Here is a 24,687-nt window from a genome sequence, read left to right as displayed (position 1 = left end):
GGGTATATGTACCTGATGGCCATTATCGACCTGCACAGTAGGTTAGTGGTCCATTGGAGCGTTTCCAACTCCATGGAGGCCGAATGGTGCGCCAAGACCTTGGAAGAGGCCATTGTACAGCATGGAAAACCTGAAATAATAAACACGGACCAAGGGAGCCAGTTCACCTCCGATGAATTCTCAAGTACCGTATTGGGCAAAGAGATCAAACTTTCCATGGACGGTAAGGGAAGGGCGACGGATAATGCCTTTATAGAGCGCTTATGGAGAAGCGTGAAGTACGAGAAGATATACCTGAACCCACCAAGTGACGGACTCGACCTGTTCCTGCTATTGGCGGAATACTTTGAATTTTACAACAAGGAAAGAAGACATGGATCAATCGATTATGATAGACCAATGGACATATTTAAAAAAGCAGCATAAATTAACCTGGATTTGTAGAAAACCTGTCCTACTAATTGGGCAATGAACACTTAAGATTTGCTTTCTTCGTTGTTTTGTTAAAGCAAAACTGACTAAACATAAAAAGTCCGTTCTAGAGCGAAACGAAATCATACACTTCATACTTTCAAAAAGAGGCATCAAAAAAGCGGAACCATGATTTAATCAAAGTTCCGCTTCAACAAGCCGAATCAAATTCGAAAGTACTATCTATACCTTCTTATGCTATTCCAAACAGCTCCTTTCGGACTACTTGCGTAGGACAATTGATAGTTCAATCGTGTTGAAATTTTGTTAATCGTCTCCTGATTACTTTTAGAATTTTTCATTTTATTTCAATTTTATTGGTTAAACTATTTCGTTGACCAAAAGAATGCACTAGCCGTGCCAAACTATATAAATAATTGATTTACAAGTATTTATATTGATTTTTATATATAAGAAAAGTAACGAAATATCGTTATGTCATGATATTTCGTAATTCGCGTTTACGAAAATTCGTGAAGTTAAATCGGGCGAACGATGTTCAGCGCCTTCATTTTGGAGGTAAGGGTGGTTGGTTTTAATTTAAGGATGGCAGCTGCTCCGTTCTTACCTGAAATTTTCCAACGGGTTTTCTTTAAAGCCCTTAAAATATTCTCTCTTTCAAGCTTGGTCATTTCTTCGGAGGAGTAAATTTTTTCTGCTTTTGAATCAGCATGTATCGGACCATCCACTGAAGATTTAGGAATCAAAGTGTCCCACGAGATGTTACCATTTTGCGCAATAATTACTGCACGTTCGATGATGTTTTGAAGTTCGCGAACATTTCCCGGCCATTGATAGCGAGATAATAATGCCTTGTCACCCTCACCAAGCGGATTCATTTTTTTATTCAGCTTTGCGGAAAATTGGTTGATGATTTCTTGGGCGATCAAATGAATATCATCTCCCCGTTCCCTTAATGGCGGCACCACGATTGGAAAGACGTTCAAACGGTAGTACAAATCTTCGCGAAACTTTCCTTCTTTTGAATAGGTCAATAAATCTCGGTGTGTAGCAGCAATAATTCGTACATCTACTTTTACAGTTTCCGAACTTCCTACCGGGTCAAATTCACCTTCTTGGATAATCCGAAGCAATTTCGGTTGCAGATCCAAAGGCATCTCCCCTATTTCATCCAAAAAGATAGTTCCCTTATCCGCTAAAAGAAATCGTCCTTTTCTGCTTGCAGTGGCACCGGTAAAAGCGCCCTTTTCATGACCAAATAATTCGCTCTCAATCAAGTTCGCAGGAATCGCTCCACAGTTTATTCTTATTAGCGGTTTGTCATTTCTAGTGCTTGCCTGATGAATAGCTCTGGCCACCAATTCTTTACCTGTACCGGTTTCGCCATTGATTAAGACAGTGGCATCGGTTTTGGCTACCTGTTCTACGAGGTTCAAAACCCCTATCATCGTGTCATCTTGGGCGATGATACCGTAATTGCTTGTCAATTCTTTGATTTCATCGGCCAAATATTCGGTCTGATTGGTCAAAAGACTTATGGTATCTTGAGCCGCCAGACGTTCTTCAATATTCCTAAGAATCAAAGTGTAAAAGGTATCTTCGCCTTCTCCATATCTACTGATGGTACCTTCGTTCAAGGTTTCCTTTTCATCAGAACCGATTACCTTGACAACACTGGGCAGATAATTATTGAGAGCGTCTACATTATCTTCCTTTTCATTTTTTACAATAGATTCAATTAGTTCGGCACTAGCTTCATCAAAGAAGAAAAGAACATTGCGTTGCAAGGCATCGTCATTTTCCAATAATGCATCTGCAGAAGGGTTCGTCACAATAATCCTGAACTTTGAATCGAACATAATAATGGCATCCATCGCTCCGTTGATGAGTCCGCTCATTTTACCATTCGCCTGTTCCAATTGTTTTTTGGAATTCGCCAACTGCTCTTGAGTACTATCCAATTCGCGATGTCTTTTGATCATTACCGATAAGATTCCCTGAGCAAAACCACTGTCTTTCGTCATCAAATCAATAAAATATGGACGCTCAATTTTTAATACCGAAGTTTCTTCTTCCGCAGTAACTGATGCAGATCTTGGCTGACTATCTATCAAGGCATATTCTCCAAAACATTCCCCTTTGCCTATAAAGCCATAAGTGTGCATATTTTCGTGAATTTTTACTTTGCCATTGAGAATTACATACATGGCATTCCCAGCGTCATCTTTTTCAAATATGGTGTCCCCTTTGTAAAATGTCTCTGAATTTAAATTCTGGCAAAGATGTTTAAGCGATATATCGGAGACTTCCGAAAAAAAAGAAACTTGAGAAAGAAATTTCGTAATCTGTTGCAGTTCGGTTTTGTCCATTGGTTGGTTATGATTTCCTCCGATGGAATAAATATAATGATTTGAAATCTAGTTTCAATAAAACAAAAAATTAATAATAAGCTCCGAATTACAACTAAGACAAACTGTACTTTATGCTCCATTTTAAAGGGAAAAGGCTTGTGAAGTTCTATTTGAAATTAATTAGAGCTTAAAAATTATTTCTGCATTGTTTTTGTACTAAATTTAGGTATCATAAAACGGCCGATCTAAAAGACGATTTTTCCAGAGCGCAGGACCTTTTTTCAGAAGGTCCCAAGCGTAATCTCTTTTAGTAGTCTCGTGAATTTACCTTTTATGGGACACCAAATTGCAGAGAAAAAGTCAATATCGAGACTTCCGAATAAAGGCATTCTTTCTCGCGAGATTAAGCAGCTCTTTTTTTGAGAAAAAAATGGCTCGCCCTATTTGGTAGTAAGGAACAATTTTCTTTTTCTTCCAACTAATCAATGAAGTAACAGAAATACCTAAAAACTTGGTAGCCTCTTGTTGGCTCAATCGATCATCTATAGGATGTATCGAAGTCTCGTTTATAAATTCCGTTTTGCGTAATTCTTCCAAGACCATTTTAACGGTTCTTTTCGGATCTTCTTTCGTATGCGTGTAAAAAGTACATTTCCCATCTTTATTGTATTTAAACCTGAGCATAATGCTCGTTAACTAAATTGGGGATAATTTGGGTAAATGGGTTTGCACCTTTCAGGTTAGTGCATAGTACGAGCCGATATCTAACTATTTGGCAGCAAATAATGCTCAAACCAAAGGAAAGTAGTGCAATCAATCGTCTATCTTAAGTGTAGATCTTACGCCTCTTCTAATCTCCTTATCAGGGAAAAGATGGTGTTCATCACTGGGGATCCGGATCAAAGAACTATAACTAAACCCATCTTTCCCATTTTTCTCATGGATGTCTTCGTCAAGCGCTCTAATGATTTGAGTCTTGCTGCTCAACAAGTAATCTTTGTCCTAGAGGTATAATGATAGTTTTGCAAAATCCTTGGCATGTTTGGCAGGTATAAAATCCAATGGCCATTATGGCCGTACGGGTTCAAGTCCCGTCTCGAGTACTTAAACCCCTTTAACTAGATTAGTTTAGGGGTTTTTTGATTCTGGGGTGGGCGCACTATTTACCTCCGCCCAAAAACATACGCTTGCGCAATACAATACCCCTACGCCCAAAAAAATATAAATTGCCCTAACTTACTAGGCAATTATTATTATCTTAAATTACCCTTACCAAAAATTTTAATTTATCCCATCGGTTTGAAGCAGTATATCCTTTACTTCACGCTTTGCATAGGGCTGGGAGCATTTTGCCAAGAGCTGCCGCCCATTAAGAACTACCCCCCTAGGGAGTATGCCGGCGAGTATCAAAATTGGGACATCTCGCAAGCCCCGTCGAAGGCCCTCTTTGTAGCAAACCACATGAGCCTCCTTGAATTTGATGGTTCTACCTGGCAAAAGTACCAATTGCCCGAGCCGTCGATCATAAGGTCGGTCAAAGTAGTGGGCGATAGAATTTACACGGGCTCTTACAAGCAATTCGGCTATTGGGAAAAAGAGAATACCGGCCGGTTGAGCTACACCTCCCTGTCCGACCAACTGACCATGCCCATGGCAGAAGACGAGGAATTTTGGGAAATTTTGGCCCTGGATGGCTCCATCTTGTTCCAATCCCTCGACCGCATATACATCTACGATTTGGAAGAGAACGGTATTAAGGTTATTGAAGCCGAGACCCAAAAAGCCAAACTGAGCGTCGTCAACAACCAGGTTTACTTTCAGATCGCAAAAAAGGGATTGTTTACCATCGAGGCCGGGCAACCGGTTATGGTAAGCGATGCCCCGGAATTTGTCTCCAATACGCTTGTCGGCATCTACGACCACGGGGGTGAGCTTATGGTTATCAACGATAAGGGCCGTTTTTACCTGTACGACTTTGACCGGTTATCGCCCTGGCCTACCGAAATGGACGGATCGAACATAAAATTGTACGAAAGCCGGCAATTGAAAGATTCAAGCTTTGTACTGGGGAGTATCGGAACCGGTTTCTACCACCTGTCCCCTTCCGGCAACCTCATTCAAAACGTAAACCAGGCCAGGGGACTGAACAACAACACCGTACTTTCAATATTCGAAGACCTCGATGGCAACCTTTGGCTGGGCCTCGACAACGGTATCAGTGTCGTCAACCTGCATTCGCCCATCAACGAATACATAGACCAACTGGGTAATTTGGGGCTGGTATATGCTGCCTTGGCACACGACGGCTACCTATACCTAGGTACCAACCAAGGCCTGTTTGCGAGAAAAACGGATAGTGACGACCCTTTTAAGCTTATAAGCGGCACAGAAGGGCAGGTATGGAGCCTTCAATGTATAGGCGACACGGTTTTCTGTGGCCACAACAACGGGACTTTCGAGGTTGTTGGCAACACGGCAAAATCCATCTCCGATTTTCCCGGTACCTGGGACATTCGAACCATAGGCTCCCACGACCGTTTTTTATTGCAAGGCAACTACAACGGCCTAAGCGTCTTGGAAAGAAAAAACGGTAGCTGGGCTTTGCGCAACACCATTGAGGGATTCAACACCTCGAGCCGCTTTTTCGAGATCGACTCCCTTACCGTCATAGTGAACCATGAACAAAAAGGCCTGTACCAACTCGAGCTAGACAAGACCTTAAGCCGGGTAAAAAAAGTAGAGCGCACACCCAGAAAGGGACATGGGGCCAATATCTTTCGGTTTAACGATGCCATATACTATAAAACGCACAATGCCGTCTACCAACTCAAAAACACCCTAAAGCACATTTATCGCGACAGCACACTTACGACCCTGATCTACAATGGCACCCAAAATCCAACAAGCATCATCACTCCCGATACCTTGGGTCAAAAATTATGGTACTTTTCCGATACGGCCATCAACTATGTAAGCCGAAATACCCTCACCGGCAAAATGGGCCTGACCAGCATTCCCATATCAGGAACGATAAGAAGGAATCTTGGCGTATCGGGTTTTGAGAATATCTCGCCCATAGGTACGGACAAGTACCTGATAGGAAGTTCCAACGGATACATCACCCTCGACCTGAAAAAGGTCAATATCTTAAAAAACAAGGTAAGCATCAACTCGGTGACAAGCGGCCGATACAACGCTATTTCGACGCAAAACGACCTGACCACGGCCGGGGATTTCGATTTTACCCATAACAACCTAAAGTTCACCTTCGGCGTACCTGAATTCGACAAATATACCGACGTACAATTTCAATACAAGCTTAAGGGCCTATACGACCAATGGAGCGAGTGGACGGAAAAACCGGAAGCTGTCTACAACAACCTGCCCTTTGGTAGTTATGAGTTTACGGTCAGGGCACAAATTGGCCAAACCCCCAGCGAAAACAATGCCTCGTACCGTTTTACGATCAACAGGCCATGGTACGCCTCCAATTTAGCCCTCTTACTCTACACCCTTATTTTGGTTCTTCTATTTTTGGGGATTCACAGACTCTACAGGCGTTATTACAGAAAAAAACAAGATTCGATTATCAAGCAAAACAAAAAGGAACTGGAACTACAAAAACTGGAGGAAAAGGACAAAATTGCCCAAATCATCAACGAAAAACTACAGAACGAGATCGAAAACAAAAACAGGGAACTGGCCATTTCGACCATGAGCATCCTAAAGAAAAACAAGTTTCTCTATGCCCTAAAAAAAGAATTGAGCAAGGTTTCACAACCCGATAAGACCATAAAGAACGTAATCCATAAAATCGACCAAAACATCAACAGTGAAGATGATTGGAAATTTTTCGAGGACGCCTTCAACAATGCCGACAAAGACTTTTTAAAACGAATAAAAAGCAAACACGACAGCCTCACCAATAACGATTTGCGCCTCTGCGCCTATTTAAGGCTCAACCTTACTTCAAAGGAAATTGCCCCCTTGCTGAACATCTCTACCAAAAGTGTTGAAATGAAGCGCTACCGCTTACGGAAAAAGTTCAACTTGCCCCACGAGGAAAATCTTATCGACTATATTTTGAACTTTTAGCACCCCGTCGCTCAAGACACACCCTCTACATAGTCGAAAAATACCCCTACATCAACTCTACATTCCCTTTCTTTAGCCCTCCCAAAAACCGGAAATCCTTGTTTTCACCGTATAACAAAATTTACCTAATCCCTATATTTTATAGTGTATTTTTCAACAAACATCAATTTAAGACCCTAAATTTTATCAATGTAGGTTTTTTATAGAGGAGGTACACTTGTTAACCATAAGTTAATCCATCTATTTTTGGGTATAAACCAAAACACTCAAAAATGAGATTTGTCCTATTTAACTTTATAGTACTGTTTTGTACGACCGTTTGTTATTCACAAGACCGAACGATCAGTGGTACCGTATCGGATGCTACCGGTCCCTTGCCCGGTGTCAATATCGTTGTAAAGGGAACAAGCAATGGGGTCGTAACGGACTTTGATGGGGAGTACCGTATCGCCAATGTTTCCGCAGACGACATTTTGGTATTCAGTTACATCGGTTACCTGACCAAGGAAATTCCCGTAGGCGGGAACACTACGCTCGATGTAAGCCTGAGCGAAGACGCACAGGCCTTGGAGGAGGTTATCGTAGTAGGTTACGGCACGCAAAAGAAAAGCAATGTAATCGGGTCGGTGACCAGTGTTGAAGTGGAAGAAGCCACCTCGGTACCTACCACAAACGTATCGGAAATGCTCAGGGGAAGGGCCGCCGGGGTTCAGGTAAACCTATCCGATGCCCGGCCCGGGGGGCAATCGGAAATCGTTATCCGCGGCAATGTTTCGGTCGCTCCCAACGGCAATTCGCCCTTGGTTATCGTAGACGGCCTGCCCTTTGACAGCCTAAACGACGTATCGCCCGACGATATCGCCAACATAGAAATTCTAAAAGACGCCTCGGCCACCGCCATTTATGGTTCCCGAGCATCCAACGGTGTCATCCTTGTTACGACAAAAACCGGTAAATCGGGAAAATCATCGATCGACTATCATGGTTACACCACCATTCAGACCCTGACCAAAAACTTCAACCAGTACGACGGGCAACAGTACATAGACCTCAAAAGGGAAGCCAACCGAAACCGGTTTACGGGCGAATACCTGAACGACGAGAACATTTTCACCCCTTTTGAACTCGAAGCCATTGAGAACCAAGATTTCGTCGATTGGGAAGACCTGATCTTGCAAGACGCGGTAATCCAAAGCCATTCGCTAAGCTATTCGGCGGGATCCGAAACCACCAAGGTCTTTTCGAGCCTTAACTATTTCTCACAGGAAGGAATCATTCCCAATTCGGGATACGACCGCGGCACCTTTAAGCTCAACATCGACCAGAAACTTACCGAGAAATTGACCCTGAAGGGTATTTTCAACTATCAGAACGCCAAACAGGACCAAGAAACCGGCGACCTTAACTTTACTACGATAACCCCCTTGGCCAAACCCTTCGACGAAGAAGGAAACTTGGTGAAAAATTATTTGGGCCCGTCGGATACGGCGGTCAACCCACTATGGGACCAAAGGGAGTCGACCGATGAAACGAAAATCAACCTGACCGACATCAACCTGAGCCTGGTCTACGACATCACCCCAAACCTATCGTATACGTTGAAGAGTTTCTTGCGGAACAGAAATACGAACAGGGGCATTTATCGTTCGTCCCAGCATTCGGCGGGAGATGAGGGGGTAGATGGCCTTGCCGTCATATCGAACACCTTCTTTAAACAACTGTTGATAGAGAACATCCTCGACTATACCCCCCAGATCAACGATAAGAACAGCTTAAACCTTACAGCCGTACAGGCCTTTGACGAGCAACTGACCGAATATACGCAACTCGACAAATCGGGCTTTACGAACGATGCCCTCGGTTACAACGGCAATGCGACCACTTTGCTGAACAGTGACAGGAGCGTTTCACAAAGGCGACTATTGTCCTTTTTGGGCCGCGTAAGGTACGGGTATTTAGACCGTTACCTATTGGAGGCCACCGCCCGGGCCGACGGGGCCTCGGTCTTTGCAGAGAACAACAAATGGGGCTTCTTTCCGGCGGTATCCCTGGCCTGGAAAATGCACAGCGAGCCCTTTATGGAAAACGTCAAGGCCATAAACGAAATGAAACTGAGGGTCAGCTACGGGGCCACGGGCAACCAAGGCATCAACTCGCTCGAATCGCTGGGCGTGGCCGACGACCTGCCCTACGTATTCGGCGACCAGACCGTTGCCGGTGCCACGGCCTCTTCTCGCCTGCCCAATCCCGACCTAAAATGGGAGACCACGACGACCTTGAACGCAGGTGTGGACTTTAGGCTCTTCAACAATCTTTTCGAAGGCACCTTGGAGTTGTACAAGGCCAATACCACCGACCTATTGCTCGACAGGTCCATTGCGGGGACAACAGGATACAATGTTATTCGCTTTAACGTAGGTGAATTGGAAAACCGGGGGCTTGAGGCTTCCTTGACGACCAACATCATCAGAAAAGAAGACTTTCACTGGTCGCTCGGAACGGTTTTTTCGACCAACAAAAACGAAATTCTCTCGCTAACCGGCGAATTGGACGAAAATGGCGACCCCATCGACATTACCGACACCTACGGTAGGCGCCTATCGGTGGGCCAATCGATCAATAATATCTGGCTGCCGAAATACGACGGAATCTATCAAGAAGGCGACGATATCGCGGGCTCGGGCGACCCATTGGCCCAGCCCGGTGACGTTAGGGTCGTAGACCAAGACGGCAATGGCCAGATCGACAATAGGGACAACGTCTTTACGAATACCGATCCCGATTGGTACGGATCGATCACCAACACGATAACCTACAGGAATTTCGACCTTTTTGCCGATCTCTATATTGTACAGGGAGCGACAAAGCTGAACACCGTCTTGGCCAACGGCGAATTGTGGAAAGGTTCGATCAACGGTATTCGGGCCAAATATTATACTCCCGAATATCCTTCGACCGAATACCCAAGGCCCAAACCCGACACCCACCTGCACCTGTATTCCTTTGCGGTAAGGGACGCCTCTTACGTAAGGCTGAGAACCTTGACCTTGGGCTATACGTTTCCAAAGGAGCTATTTTCAAAAACCGGGCTGCAAAGGGCGAAAATATACTTGACCGGAACCAACTTGCTGACGTTTACCGATTTTAGGTCATACAGTCCGGAACAGAACCCGCTCAGCGGATCGGGCACGGCATTCCCCGAAACCAGAAACATTACACTTGGCGTCAAACTAGGATTTTAAAACACGGTTATGAAAAATAGAGATAGGTATACATTCTTAAAAAGACTTTTTACATTGGTCATGACCCTGGCCCTGGTCAGCTCATGCGACGATGATCTATTGGAAGATAAATTATTGTCCGACACCTCGGTCGACTTCCTTTATTCCACCCCCGAAGGCCTCGAATCGGCCGTAGTGGGTCTGTACACGCTCAATCGGGAAATCTACCAAGACCTCAGCCTGAACGGGACCATCCCCCTTATCCTTCAGGCCAAAAGCGACCTCGGCGTCGGTATAACCGGTGAGGTATCCCTTTACAGTAGGCTCTTGTGGGGGGCCAGCCTAGGCGATTACGGAACCACGGCGGGCATCAGTGCCTATTGGGTACGCAACTACAAGATCGTCGACAGGGCCAATGCCATTATCAAAGGGGCCGAAGAATTGGACAATATCGACAGCGAACTCAAAAACCAAATTTTGGCCGAGGCCAAATGCATGAGGGCCCAGGCATATTTTACGCTCTACCGCCTATTTAACAACATCTATATCACTACCGAGCCCACTACCCCCGAAAACGCCTTTGAGGTTCCCCAGGACAAATCATCGGTCGATGACATATTCGCCCTGCTCAGGTCGGACCTTGATTTCGCGATCGAAAACCTCGATTATACCACCGAGCAATTCGGAAGATGGAACCAAGGTGCCGCAAGGCACCTTAGGGCCAAGGTAGCCATGTGGGAGAACGATTGGAGCGAGGCCGTGGACCAAACGGAAGCCGTATTGAACAGCGGCAGCTATAGCCTGGCCCCCACCACCAAGGACGTTTTTGCCGGGGAACTCGACCACGGTGAAACCCTGTTCGCCATCAACTTTGAAAAAGAAACCATAGGCGGCGGCGGTCCGCACATTATGAACTGGAACATGGTATCGTCGTATGCCGATGCCCCCGGATTGGTACATTCGGTAGAAAACGGAGGCTCAGGTGCCGGCTTTATCTCCTTGAACAACTATATGATCGACCTGCTTAATGAAGATCCCAACGACGATAGAAAAGATAATACCTATTACATCTTTTCCTATGCCTACAACGATGAAAGTACGCTCCCCGAAGGCAAGGTACTGGGCGACCCCCTCGACCTGTACGAAAACAGCGATACCGACCAGAACGAATTTATGCTGTATTACAGACGACAGAACCCGGGAGTCTTAAAATTCTTTGACGAAAACGTCGAGCCCACCGATAGAAACCACTACAAGAACATAATGGTGTACAGGTTGGCCGAAACCTATCTTATTGCCGCCGAGGCCCAAATGATGTTGGGCAACAATGCCAAGGCCCTTGAGCACCTAAATACGGTAAGGGCAAGGGCGAACGCCGCCCCCGTCAGTTCCATCGACCTGCAAACGGTACTTGACGAAAGGGCACGCGAACTCGGCTTCGAGGGCCAACGCTGGTATACGCTCAAAAGAACGGGAAAATTGTACGAGTTTCTGCTCGACCATATGAACAACGACAACATGAACGAATCGTACCCCGAGGGCAACCCCAAAACCATTTTACGCGAATACATGCAAAACTGGCCGATCCCACAGGAACAAATGGATTTGCTAGGCCCGAATTACCCGCAGAACGAAGGGTACAACTAATGGGCATAACCTAATTAAAACATTGAATTATGAAAAAATACCGAACGAACGTAAGCGCCCCACGCACCCCTTTTCTTTGGTCGCTCCTTTTACTATGGACGCTATCGGCCGTAAACCTTTCCTGCGAAACGGAGGACGACACCCCACCGCCTTCGGCCTATGTGGCGCCTGAGCCCGAACCCGTAACCGAAGACTGCACTTTTAAAATCGCATTGCCCGATATCTCCAAGGGATTGGATTTCGAGTGCGAGGGCCCCGAAGTATCCTTTTTTGGAGAAAAGGATGGATCGATCAGCCTTGAATTTGTAGAGAACCCCGATGCCTCGGGCATCAACACCTCAGAGAGGGTAGCCGAATACATCCAAAGCGAAGGGGTAGAAACTTGGGCGGGACTGTTTTTTGACCTGGCGGATAAAATCGATTTCTCCGAATTTCAGACCATAAAAATGAAGGTGTACGCCCCCGCGGCCGACCTCGCCGTCCTTGTCAAACTCGAAGACAGTTCCGATGGTTCGATCAACAAGGAGGTACAGTCAAAGACGACCGTGGCCAATGCTTGGGAAGAACTGGCCTTTACCTTTTCTCCCAGCGATTCCGACACATACGACCGAATGGTGCTTTTCTTTGATTTCTCGGGAGACAAGGCCGCCCCAACCACCCACTATTTCGACGATATCGTGATGGCCGAGGGAGGCGAGATCGAAGAACCCGGCGAAAGCGGGGAACCGAGCACGGCCCCGTCCGCCCCGACAGTAGCCGAGACCGAGGTGATTTCCCTTTTCAGTGATGCCTATACCGACGTATTGGTCGATACCTGGCGTACCGACTGGTCGGATGCCACACTTGAAGAGGTAAGCATAGCGGACAATCCCGTAAAGAAATACAGTGAACTGAACTTTGTAGGCATAGAAACCACGTCCTCCCCTATCGATGCTTCCGCAATGACCCATTTTCATGTGGACATCTGGACGGCCGATGCCGAGGGATTCCATATAAAACTGGTCGATTTCGGTGCCGACGGAGCCTTCGGCGGAGGTGACGATGTGGAACACGAACTTAGTTTTGAAGGTTTTGCCCAGGAAGAATGGGTTGGCTTCGATATTCCCCTTTCCGACTTTACAGGATTGGCCACCAAGGAACACATCGCACAGTTGATCTTCGTAGGTGCCCCCTCCAAACAAAATACGGTATTTATAGACAATGTATTTTTTTATAATATCGACGGGGTGTCCGATCAGCCCATAGGACCCGCACCGGAACCGAGTATACCGGAAGCCAATACCATCCCTATCTTCAGCGATTCCTATACCAACGTGGCGGACACCAATTTTGATCCCGACTGGGGACAGGCTACCGAGGTTTCCGAAATGGATATCGCCGGTAATGCCGTCTTAAAGTACGAAAACCTGAACTATCAGGGTACGCAATTCGCCGCACCCATAGATGCCTCGGCCATGACCATGCTGCATATCGACTACTGGACGGCCGATTCGAGCCAACTGAACGGCTACCTGATCAGCTCCGGCCCATCGGAAACCGCCTATGCCTTTGAAATCGTGACCGGGCAATGGAACAGTGTCGATATTCCCCTCAGCCATTTTTCAAGTGTTGTAGACCTCAGCGATATCATTCAGTTGAAGTTTGATGGGGATGGCACGGTATATTTGGACAACATCTATTTTTACGATCCGCCTGCCACAGAACCATCGGTGGCGGCCCCGGATCCAAGTGTTCCCGGTGCCGACGTGATTTCCCTTTTTAGCGCCCCTTACACCGATGTCCCCGTAGACACATGGAAGACAACCTGGTCCGTGGCCAACCTTGAGGAAATCGACGTCGATGGCAACGCAACCAAAAAGTACAGTGACCTGAACTATGTGGGGGTAGAAACCGTGGGCAACCCGATCGATGCCAGTGGAATGACCCATTTTCATACGGACGTATGGACGGCCGATGCCACCGAAGTGCGGATCAAACTCGTAGACTTTGGCGCCGATGGTGCCTACGACGGGGGCGATGACGTAGAACACGAGATTACGATCTCCAACCCCGAACAAGGAACCTGGGTATCGCTCGACCTGCCCCTATCCGATTTTACGGGCCTCAGCACCCAGGCCCATATCGCCCAGATCATCTATGCGGCACAACCCGCCGGATCGGCCACCGTGTATATCGACAATGTATATTTTCACAAATAAAATACGGCCACGGGCAACGTGCTGTCGGACCTACGAAAAGGTACTAAACAAAACCTCTTATGAAAACGAAATGCAGGACCAAATTTCACAGAACGATTATGATAAACTACATTAATATATCGCTTATAACCCTTGCCCTTGTACTGTCTTGCAGTTCAACCGATTCCGAAGGGGGAAGCCGCCCCGAAGACCTTAGCCTAAACGTTATGGTCGCAGGTGCGGACGACAATAATCCCAACGGTGACGGTTCGGGCCTGGTAGAGGTTTCGGCATCGGCCAGTAATGCCGTAAGGTATGCGTTTCGTTTTGACAACGGCGACCTGGAGGAAAGTACGGACGGTACGGCCTCCCATACCTTCACCACCGAAGGTACCCATTCGTACACCATCGTTGCCTGGGCCTATTCCGCCACGGGCGAATTCATCAACAAAACGATCGAGGTAAATGTATACCGATCGGACGAGCCCTTCGACACCTTGGTGTTTTCCGACGAGTTCGACTACGAGGGCCGCCCCGATCCCGAAAAATGGCACCATCAGGTAATTCCCCCCAACAACGGTAGCTGGCACAACAATGAGCTGCAACATTACACCGACCGTAGCGTAAATTCCTTTGTCGACGAAGGCACCTTAAAGATCAAGGCCCTAAAAGAGGAGTATACGACGGACAACTCGACCAAGGCCTATACCTCGGCCCGGCTGAACTCCAAATTCGCCTTCAAGTACGGCAAGGTCGAAGTGCGGGCCAAGCTACCGGCCCAACAGGGCACATGGCCGGCCATCTGGACCTTGGGAGCCAACTCCAACGAAATCGGCAATTATTTTGGCGACCAATACGGCAATGCAGGATGGCCCGCCTGCGGCGAAATTGACATTATGGAGCAAAACGGATGGGACAAGGACCATACCATTGCCCATTTTCACTGGGGCGACCTCAACACAGGCGAGTACCAAAATTCGGGCGATACCATTGCCGTGGCCAATTCTACCGATTCATTTCACGTATATAGCCTCGAATGGGACGAAGCCTCCATGAAAGTCTTTGTCGACGACAAACTGGTTTACGAACTGGCCAATTCGGACAACAAACCCTATAACCACGACCACTATCTCTTATTGAACCTGGCCATGGGCGGTAATTTGGGGGGCGAGGTGGCCGAAGATTTTACAGAAGCCACCTTCGAAATAGATTACGTAAGGGTCTATCAATAATTCTCCGATGTATTTTCTCCTGTCCGATTGATATATCGGACAGGAGGTTTTTAAAGGTTATGGTCCCTGGGTAGTCGACACCTCCCTCGCCTCTTCCACAAGGGTTTGGAAAGTAATCCACAGCAAGCACCAATCCAATACGTGGGCCCGTTCACCCATCAAATTCAGGTCATCGACATAAAGGCCAAAACGCTAAAAACCGGTCACACCACTGTCCAAGGGCAACAGTTCGGCACCCTGAACCCCGTACCAAACCTTGATGACCCTAGGCTGGTCGCTAGGTCGGTATTTGATCCGAACAGGGTGCCATCCTTTCCTTAAGGCCACCTTTCCATAGCGTTTTCTCGGACCATGCCAACCACCATTATCGACAACCAATTGACCATCGATATACAAAAGGTCTCCCCCGTCAGAACGGGTCTCAAATTCGTAAACGCCATCTTCCTCCGCATTAAAATAGCCCTCAAAAACCATATTGAAGTTCGCTTTGCCTTTAAATTCGGCCAGATCCACACTATCTACCTTTTGCCATTTTGCATTGGCGCCCGGGACCAGGTTTTCGACATCCTTGAATTTTCCTGCAACAACATACCGCTTCAGCCCCCTGCTTTGAGGGATCGTTTGCGAAGCTTCCCGGTATTCGGTTCGAACGACCCGTGTTGATTTCAGGTCGTTGAAAATTTCGCCTTTATAGGCCCTCGCCATAATTTTTACCGTGTCCTTTACCGTAAAGGGACCTGTGTATTTGATCGAACTTCGCGTCGGTAGGCTTCCATCCAACGAATAATAAACATCGACACCGTCCAAAGGATAGGCAAGGTTTAATTGTACCGAGGCACTATCGACCATGAGTATTTCCCTATCGAGACCTTCGACCGCGGGAATATAATAGTGCACGCCCAATACATCCAACCTGTCGTATTGCCTTCGTACCCTTGCATTAAAGGCGTCAAAGTTTTTGTCTTCATTCGAGGCCCAGGCATTTTCCGCCACGGCCAACATTCTAGGGAAGGCTTGGTACTGCAACCTCTTAAAATTCGGTATCCATTCCGACCACAAATTCGCCTGTATTCCCAGAACCTTACCGGCCTCCTGGTCAGTAAAACCCTTGGGAACCGGCTCGTAGTTGTAAATTTTCTCCAAGGGGTTTCCCTCGTTCAGGTAATCGAAATAGTACGCATCGGTGGTGGTGATTACCAACTCATTGCCGTTTTCCACTGCTTTTTTGGGCGCCTCGGGTCTCCAGCCCCTCCACCACATTACCGTGGCATCCTTCGTCAGTCCTCCTTCGACGATTTCATCCCAACCCAATAGCTTTTTTCCCTTCGATTTTAAGAACCGCTCTATGTCCCTATTAAAATACGACTGCAGTTCATGTTCGTCGGCCAAACCGTTTTCCTTTATGGCCTTTTGACAATGCGGACATTTTTCCCAAGACCTGATGTTCACCTCGTCACCACCGATATGGATGTATTCCGAAGGAAAGATTTCGGCGACCTCGGACAAGATATCCTTCATAAACCCATAGGTCGTTTCCTTGCCCAAACAGGCCGGATAGGTGAAAACGGTATCCCATCCCGAATCTTCGTTGCACGATAAATAGGGATAGTTGTCTATGGCCGATTTAAAATGACCGGGCATATCGATTTCGGGAATGACCGTAATGTTGCGCTCATCGGCATAGGCAATGATTTCCCTGATTTCGTCCTGGGTATAAAAGCCCCCGTATTTCCGTTTTCCGTCGATTTCCTTATAATTCGATGGATCGATTTCGTACAATTCGTTGTCCACGGCACGGTTTATACAAACGGTGTCTTGATTGTTCGGTATGCGCCAGGCGCCCTTTTGGGTCAACAGGGGGTACTTCTTTATCTCCATACGCCACCCTTGGTCGTCGGTAAGGTGCATGTGGTAGGTATTCATCTTATACAGGGCCATATAATCCAAAAAGGCCTTTACCTCATCCATTTTAAAGAAATGGCGGCTAAAATCCATGTGCATGCCCCTCCACCTAAAGCGAGGCTCGTCGTTTATCGAAACACTGGGCACCAACCATTCGGCCTCTACCTTGTCGGCCGACTCTATTTCGACCGGAAGCAATTGTCTAAGGGTTTGCACCGCATAAAAAAAACCACCTTCATCAGAGGCTTCGATGCTTATCTTGTCCGGGTTCACATTAAGGGTGTACGCCCCCTTTTTCAAGCCGGCCACCGTGTTAAAGACAACGGTATTGTCGCTATCGGCCGCCGAAGTTTCCAAAGAAAATCCGGCAGCGGCCGAAAACAGTCCGTTTAAATAGTTGGCGGCCTTCTTTTGGCTCTCTTCCCGTACCACCAACTTGGTCGCCTCGGTAAACCTAAAGGAAGCTTCGCCCAGTTCGAAATGTAGCGGTTTGGGTACCAGTGAAATATCTTCCTTCCCAAATGACGGATTCGGCGATGTACATGCCGATAGTACGGCCATAACGGCCATGGCCAAGAACAATGTTTTCCTCTTCATTTGTTTTTCTTCCAGTTACTGCGTGATGTTTTACTTTTATTACCGTATTTCCATCCTAAAAATCGTATCTATACTTTCATCGTCCAATGATGAGGGGTAAAGAAAGACCCCCTCTTTCACCTGCTTGAACTTGATCCTTTCCCCACCATCGAAAGAAGTGACGGACTTTACCTTTTCGCCAAGTTCAGGTATAAAGATGTAGGGCTCGGCGGGAGGGTTCAGTACATGCACATACAAGGTCTTATCTTTTCTGGTAACCGTACCCCAATTTTGGGGCTTGATGACCCCGCCCCTTGTTCCGTAAATGGCCTCACCGTATTTAGCGGTCCACTCCCCCATTTCCTTTAGGGTAGAGACAAACTCGGGCTGGATCTCGCCGTTTGGCATGGGTCCCACGTTCAGCAGCAGGTTACCGTTTTTACCGGCCGCCTTTACCAAAAAATGGACCAGTTGCCGGGTAGACTTAAAATTTTTGTCCTTTAAATTGAAGCCCCACGATTTGGCCATGGTCGCACAAGACTCGAGGGGCAAGCGACTTACCTTTACCCCGGCGCTATACCCCCCTTTGTTCTCCCCGGGCAGATCGCGCTCAAAGGTTTGGATGTCTTCGCCCAATATGGGCTGAATATGGTGGTTGTTCGCGATTAAGGTAGAGGGACTCAATTTGTGGATCAGGGAGTAGATTTCGTCATACTTCCAATCGGCCTTTTTTTGGTCCCAATGCCCATCGAACCAAATGACCCCTATCTCCCCGTAATTGGTAAGCAGTTCGGTAAGCTGGGCCTTCATAAACTCCACATATTGGTTCCACGCTTCCTTGTCGCCTTTTTTTCCTTTTTTATAATCATCGCGGCCCCAATCCAAAAGCGAATAATAGAAGTTTAATTGGATGCCCTCTTCCTTACAGGCCTCGGCCAATTCCTTTAAGGGGTCCCTGCCGAACCTTGTAGCATCGATAATATCATAATCGGTAGCCTTGCTGTCGAACATACTGAAGCCATCGTGGTGCCTAGAAGTAATGGTTATGTATTTCATACCGGCAGCCTTGGCTATTTTCACCCATTCCTTGGCATCAAAATCCTCGGGATCGAAGAATTTGGCCAGTCGCCCGTACGTATCGTAGGGTATCTTCTGGGTGAACATCACCCATTCGCCATCGCCCAAAACACTGTAAATGCCCCAATGGATGAACATACCGAATTTCATGTCCTGAAACGCCTTTCGAGCCTCCAAATTCCCTTCGGTAGGCGTGTACTCGGGCATGGGGTAATCGTACTCTTGTTGGGCCGTTAGGGTATAGCCCATCAATACCAATAGCAGAAACAATACATTTTTTTTCATCATCATTTTTCTTATTCGATTTTTGTGTTTTTGTTATAGATGTTTCGGGTCGGGACCCATTAGAAGCTCCAAGATTCCCCCGTTGGTAATTTCTTCGTGGGAAAGCCAGAAGCGGTTTATCTTTTTTCCGTTGAGCCTGATCTGCTGTATGTAGATATTCTCTTTCGAATTGTTCTTGGCCTGTATTTTAAACTGTTTGCCCGAATAATAGTTTTGGTCGAGACGCACCGTAATTTCACTGAATACCGGACTCGTAATCTGATAGGTGTTGTCACCCGGACAAATAGGGTGAATGCCCATGGCCGCCAGGGTGTACCAGGCCGACATTTGCCCCACGTCTTCGTTGCCACAGAGTCCGTACGGACCCGTACCGTAGGCTTCGCTACAAATTTTACGGGTCCATTTTTGGGTCAAATGGGGAAGCCCGGCCACATTGAACATAAAGGGAACGTGGTGTACCGGTTCATTGGGATGGTTGTAGTAATCGTTCCACAGGAAATCCTTGGGCGTGTTTTCAAAAAAGGAGACGAGTTCTTTTCTAAAAGCTTCCGCACCGCCCATCAACTCTTTTAGTCCATCGATATCGTGGGGCACGAACCAGCCTTGTTGAAAGGGGTTGCTTTCGATGCAGCCTTGTCCGTGCACGGTTTTCCCTTTCCAGTCCAACCAATGCCCCGTACTGTCCTTGGCCCGGAACCAGTTGACCTCGTCGTTCCAGATATTCCGGTAGTTCTGCCCTTTTTTCAAATAGGTCTTGGCCTCCTTGTCCTTGCCGAGGCTTTCGGCGAAAGTGCCCAAGGCCCAATCGGTATAGGCATATTCCAAGGTCTTCGATATATTATTGTGCGAATAGCCCAAGCTACCGTTGCCCGTATGCTCGACCGTGTTTTTGGAGTAGGCAAAGGCCTTTTCAACATCGTAGTTTCGAATTCCTTTTTGATAGGCGTCTACGATGACCGACACGGCAGGATTGCCCAACATACAACCCGAATAAGCGTTTAAAAGTTCCCATCTGGGCAGGTAGCCCCTTCCGCTCAACTCGGCCATTTGTAGCAGGGAATTGACCTCATCGTTGACCAGTTCGGGATTTATAATGGTTTGAAGCGGAAATTGGGACCTAAACACATCCCAACCACTAAAAATCGTACGATAGGTAAAGTCCTTCGTTTGATGCACCTTTTTATCGGCCCCGATATAATTGCCATTAACATCGGAAAAGGTTCTGGGGTCGATCATGGTATGGTACAACGCGGTGTAGAAAATGGTTTTTTCCTCTTCGGTGCCCCCTTGAACCTCTATTTTGTTTATGGCCTGGCTCCAAAGGGTTCTTGCCCGTTTTTTTACCCGGTCAAAATCCCAATGGTCGATATCGTGTTCGAGATTGGCCTTGGCCCCGGCGAGGTCGACAAAGGAAATCCCACTTTTGACCAAGACCACTTCATCCGCTTGCGTTTCAAACTCGGTATAAAACCCCAAATGGGCACCCTGCATTTTGTCCGCCTTTTCGACCACTGGGGCCTCCCTGATCGCATTTTGGTAGTCCTTCTGTCGAATAAACCTCATTTTTCGGGGCACATCGGGCAAGTCGGCACTCCACATTCCATAGTTTTTCAATGGCTTACTGAACTGACAATAGAAATAAACCACGTAATCGGCATTGCCATCGCCTGCCCCCCATCCCCCACCTTCCGGGGGGCATTTCATCCAACCGGCAATGGTATGGTCGTCTACCACTTCGATATATTGCTCCGTCGACGTACCGCCGACCCTTCGGGCCAAATCGATCTGTATTCTCGATTTTTTGTTTTTAGGAAAGGTAAAACGAATGATTCCGGCCCGCTGTGCGGCGGTAAGTTCGGCCCGTATGTCGTAATCGTCGAGCGTTACCGCATAATAACCGGCTTCGGTGATTTCGGTATCGTGCGAATATCGGGAGCGATAGCCTTCCTCCGGTTTATCGGGAACACCCCGATTTTTGTACAATGGCCCTACGGTAGGTGTCACCAAGAAATTGCCCAGGTCGCCGAACCAGCCCACCCCGCTCATATGGGTAAAGCTAAATCCCTCGATAGTCGGATGCTCATACGAATAACCCGAACCATTGTCACCTCCGGTAAAGGTATCGGGACTCAATTGTACCAACCCGAAAGGCGTTGCCGCCCCCGGAAAGGTCTTCCCGAACCCATGGGCGTCTTTTGACTTTTTTCCATAGGTAACCGTACCAATGCTGGGATCGATATAATCAACAGGGTCTTTTTGGCCCTGTGCGCTGCCTACCGAAAACACCAGTAAGACGCAACAGACCCAAAGGCCCTTCACTCTGTTTTGAAATGGTCTTCGCATATCGTAGGTCTCGGTTATCTTCCTTCCTTGAATATATCCACGGGGACGTCGTTCCCCAATTTTTTGCCGGGAGTTGTTCTTCCATTTTCCACAATTTCCCTCAACTCGGCGGTAAGCCTTTTGACCACCTTCGGATGTTTCGTGTACAGATTAAGGCGCTCCTCGGGATCTTTCTTCATATTGTACAATTGCCCCTTGGGGAGTCCCATATCCCTGGCCTTGCCATCCGTCGGTGCGCTCCATCCCCCCGATCCGGGGGTCAGTTCCAGTTTCCACTTTCCCTTTCGTATCGAAAACTTGCCGTTTATGGAATGGTGCACAAGCATCTTATGGTCGCTCTTGGCCTTGGCATTTTTTAATAGGGGAAGGATGCTAATGGAATCTTCGCCGTCTTCATCGCCCATCGGCGCCCCGGTCAGTTCGGCACAGGTAGCCATTAGGCTGGCCAGAGAGACCAGTTCGTCGCTCTTGGCACCGGCTTCGATGATACCGGGCCAGCTGACGATAAACGGAATTCTGTGGCCCCCTTCCCAAATATCGGATTTCGCCCCCCTAAAATGGGCACTTGGATAATGGCCGAATTCCTTTTCCAACTTGTGCCCCTTGGCCACCGGAAAGGAACATCCGTTATCGCTGGTAAAAAAGACCAAGGTATTTTCGTCCAGTCCGTTCTCCTTTAATGCCTTGAGTACCCGGCCCACCACAAAATCGGTCTCCATTACAAAATCGGCGTAGCTGCCCATGCCACTCTTACCCTGCCATGCTTCCGATGGCACTACGGGACTGTGGGGCGAATTCAGGGCCAAATACAGAAAGAAAGGCTTCTTTTGGGTCGATTGCTCCTTGATATAGGCCGTGGCATGGTCGCCCAAAAATTGGAGCATTCGTATCGGCGGCATATGGTCGATGACCTTATCGTCCTTGATTACGTTTTTCATCGCCGCGGAATGATGGAAGCCGATATACGAATCGAAGCCCCGGGTAATCGGCCCATCGGGAACCGTTGAGCCTATGGGGATGTCCAGTAATTTTTTCCCCTCGTAAAGGTCGAACTCCTTCCCTTCATCGTTAAGGTACCTGAACCCAAGGTGCCATTTGCCCATGGCGGCCGTGGTATAGCCTACTTTTTTCAGCATTTTGGGCACGGTCAACCGGTTCTCGGCAATCAGCGGGTCAAATTCATCACCCCCGCGCAACACCCCTTCCTGTAACCTTGAGCGCCAAGCGTACCTGCCCGTTAGAATACTGTACCGCGACGGGGTACAGACCGATGAGCCCGAATGGGCATCGGTAAAGGTTATACCCTCGCGGGCCAAGGCATCGATTTCCGGGGTCGGGATCTTTCCCCTTTCCGGATTTAGGGCAGCCACGTCGCCATAGCCCAGGTCATCGCAGATAATATAGACGATATTCGGGTGCTCTTGTCCCCACATACATTGGAGACCGATCAAACAAAAAAGTAGTGTTCGCGCAATCAACTTCATTTTAATCACTTTAATCTTAGTTCAACAATCTTCCCCAAAAGCTTGCCCTCCTTATTAAAAAGTCCCGCTTTCAAAAGCGTTTTGGGGGCGGTCTTAAACTCCTTGACATACTTTATGCTTTCGGTGCTAGGGTCTTCGCCGTTCAAGGTATAATAGATGTCGTAGCCTTGGGCCTCGGCCTGCAGGTATACAATGGCCTGGCCATGCAGTTCGTCAATGGCGTACGAGGGGTATACGCTGAACAAACTTTTCGATGCATTCACCTTTTTCCTCTCCAACAATGGAAAGTGATAGTCTTCCAAGGCCCTTTGAAACCTTATCCAGTCTTTGTTTTCGGGCAGGCTCCAAGAAACCTCGGCACTGGCCAGGGCCCGCGGGTAAAGCATGTACTCGCAGTGTTCCGGGGTCGGGGTAAATTCGCCCCATAAACTGGCCTGGTTGCCCAAGACCAGCTTTTTCTCCTCCTCGGTAAGTTCTTGCGGAACTGGATCGTGGCCATATACCTTCGAGAGCGGCAAGACCACTTTCGGGCCTTCCGGTTCTGAAATGGACGGACCTTGGACCTGACTGATGTACATGTACTTGTAGGAGGTCATAATGGTCGGATAGCCGTTTTGTGGTGCCGTAATCTGTGGGGTATACTTTCCTCTTCTCCATGCCATGATAGTAGCTCCCGGCGCACCGTTTCCACTTAAGATCTCATCCCACCCGATCATGGTTTTATTTTGGGCCTTTACCAACTTGTGTACTTTCTGGATGAAATAGCTTTGTAGTTCTTCCTCATTTTCTAGGCCATTGTCCGCCTTTGCTTTTTGGCAATACGGACATTTTTTCCAATTGGTCTTGTTGCATTCGTCACCGCCTATATGGATGTATTTTGAAGGAAACAGGGCCGCTATTTCTTCGATTACATCGCCCAAGAAACTATAGGTCGACTCTTTTCCGGCGCAAACGGCATTGTCGGGCGCCTTGCCCCCGGTGGCCACTTCGAAATGGGCCTCGGGCTCGTCGTAGCAGAACAAGTGGGGGTATGAGGCCACAAGGGCCTTACTATGGCCGGGTACATCGATCTCGGGTATAACCTCAACGTTGCGCACCTGGGCATAGGCAACCACTTGCTTAATATCTTCTTGGGTATAAAAGCCGCCTACCGTTTTGGGCTCTTCGGCCGTAGCCTGTTCGCGCTGCCACCAGGCCACCCCCGTTCTATCTGCGCGCCAAGCTCCTTTTTTGGTAAGGTTTGGATACTTTTTTATTTCGATGCGCCAGCCTTGGTCATCGGTCAAATGCCAATGGAACTTGTTCACCTTATAAGACGAAAGCACGTCTATCTGTTTCATCACAAATTCCTTGGGCTGAAAATGTCGGGAAACGTCCAACATAATTCCGCGCCAACCAAACCGGGGATTGTCTTTTACCACCATGGCCGAAATCTGCACCGTTCCCGTTTTTTCCAAAGGAAAGGTTTGTCTTAAGGTTTGAAACCCATTAAAAAGTCCCCCGTAATCCTTGGCCGATATCGAAATGCCCCCAGGTTCGACCACCAGGTGGTATCCTTCTTCCTTTACCGATGCCCTTTTGTCGAGCTTGAACTCGATATACTTTTCCTGGGAATCGGGCCTTCGGTACGAAAACGTAAGGTCAAGATCCAAGTCGGACTTAAATTTTTCCGCTAGGTAAGGAATCAACATCCCTTGAAGCTTTTTGGGCACCACCACCTTGGTGTTTTTATCCAACACAAAATGGCCCTCGGAAAAAGAAACCGATTCCGGTTGTGGTACAAAATGATATTTTTGGGCCCTAACCTGGGTATTGGGCCCTACCAACAATAAAAAAAACAGAATACAACTTAGATATCTGAACAT

General features: G+C 47.6%; 13 protein-coding genes. 6 read left to right on the top strand and 7 right to left on the bottom strand.

Annotation, left to right across the window (positions count from 1 at the left end):
- Positions 1-426: DDE-type integrase/transposase/recombinase (locus BUB37_RS05275; protein WP_139278068.1), on the top strand; the 426-nt coding region annotated here is incomplete at its 5' end.
- 524 nt (positions 427-950) lie between these two features.
- Here BUB37_RS05275 and BUB37_RS21305 read toward each other — a convergent pair.
- Both BUB37_RS21305 and BUB37_RS21995 read right to left on the bottom strand, forming a co-directional pair.
- Entirely contained in the window at positions 951-2,801 is a 1,851-nt protein-coding gene (locus tag BUB37_RS21305; protein WP_094766538.1) for a sigma 54-interacting transcriptional regulator, read from the bottom strand.
- A 342-nt stretch (positions 2,802-3,143) separates the two neighbouring features.
- Positions 3,144-3,386, bottom strand: a complete 243-nt coding sequence (locus tag BUB37_RS21995; protein WP_244526739.1) for a helix-turn-helix domain-containing protein — start codon at positions 3,384-3,386, stop codon at positions 3,144-3,146.
- 696 nt (positions 3,387-4,082) lie between these two features.
- On the opposite strand from BUB37_RS21995, the gene BUB37_RS05255 reads away from it, so the two are divergent.
- From BUB37_RS05255 to BUB37_RS05235, 5 genes are all read left to right on the top strand, one after another.
- The gene (locus tag BUB37_RS05255; RefSeq protein ID WP_072989567.1) at positions 4,083-6,878 is read left to right on the top strand and encodes a helix-turn-helix and ligand-binding sensor domain-containing protein; all 2,796 of its coding nucleotides are present in this window, start codon (positions 4,083-4,085) and stop codon (positions 6,876-6,878) included.
- A gap of 272 nt (positions 6,879-7,150) precedes the next feature.
- The gene (locus BUB37_RS05250) at positions 7,151-10,120 is read left to right on the top strand and encodes a SusC/RagA family TonB-linked outer membrane protein (RefSeq protein WP_072989564.1); all 2,970 of its coding nucleotides are present in this window, start codon (positions 7,151-7,153) and stop codon (positions 10,118-10,120) included.
- A 9-nt stretch (positions 10,121-10,129) separates the two neighbouring features.
- The gene (locus tag BUB37_RS05245) at positions 10,130-11,746 is read left to right on the top strand and encodes a RagB/SusD family nutrient uptake outer membrane protein (RefSeq protein ID WP_072989561.1); all 1,617 of its coding nucleotides are present in this window, start codon (positions 10,130-10,132) and stop codon (positions 11,744-11,746) included.
- A gap of 29 nt (positions 11,747-11,775) precedes the next feature.
- The gene (locus BUB37_RS05240) at positions 11,776-13,944 is read left to right on the top strand and encodes a hypothetical protein (RefSeq protein WP_072989558.1); all 2,169 of its coding nucleotides are present in this window, start codon (positions 11,776-11,778) and stop codon (positions 13,942-13,944) included.
- A 98-nt stretch (positions 13,945-14,042) separates the two neighbouring features.
- Positions 14,043-15,155, top strand: a complete 1,113-nt coding sequence (locus tag BUB37_RS05235; protein ID WP_244526735.1) for a family 16 glycosylhydrolase — start codon at positions 14,043-14,045, stop codon at positions 15,153-15,155.
- A gap of 192 nt (positions 15,156-15,347) precedes the next feature.
- On the opposite strand, the gene BUB37_RS05230 is transcribed toward BUB37_RS05235, so the two are convergent.
- From BUB37_RS05230 to BUB37_RS05210, 5 genes are read right to left on the bottom strand one after another with little or no spacing between them, the layout of a single operon-like run.
- Positions 15,348-17,654: a family 20 glycosylhydrolase gene (locus BUB37_RS05230; protein ID WP_072989551.1), complete on the bottom strand. Its 2,307-nt coding sequence runs from the start codon at positions 17,652-17,654 to the stop codon at positions 15,348-15,350.
- A 39-nt stretch (positions 17,655-17,693) separates the two neighbouring features.
- Positions 17,694-19,001, bottom strand: coding sequence for an alpha-L-fucosidase (locus BUB37_RS05225; protein WP_244526733.1), 1,308 nt, complete (start codon positions 18,999-19,001; stop codon positions 17,694-17,696).
- A 27-nt stretch (positions 19,002-19,028) separates the two neighbouring features.
- A complete protein-coding gene (locus tag BUB37_RS05220) occupies positions 19,029-21,338 on the bottom strand; it encodes a GH92 family glycosyl hydrolase (protein WP_094766537.1) in 2,310 nt (769 codons plus the stop codon).
- Between the two features lie 14 nt (positions 21,339-21,352).
- Positions 21,353-22,822 carry a sulfatase family protein gene (locus tag BUB37_RS05215; protein WP_094766560.1) on the bottom strand — a complete coding sequence of 490 codons (1,470 nt, stop codon included), beginning with the start codon at positions 22,820-22,822 and terminating at the stop codon, positions 21,353-21,355.
- 5 nt (positions 22,823-22,827) lie between these two features.
- On the bottom strand, positions 22,828-24,687 hold the full coding sequence (locus BUB37_RS05210; protein ID WP_072989523.1) for a beta-N-acetylhexosaminidase: 1,860 nt from the start codon (positions 24,685-24,687) through the stop codon (positions 22,828-22,830).

This window comes from Pseudozobellia thermophila (genome assembly GCF_900141855.1).
GTDB lineage: Bacteria > Bacteroidota > Bacteroidia > Flavobacteriales > Flavobacteriaceae > Pseudozobellia > Pseudozobellia thermophila.
The sequence above is the reverse complement of the archived record's forward strand: the minus strand, read 5'-3'. Positions and strand labels throughout refer to the sequence as shown.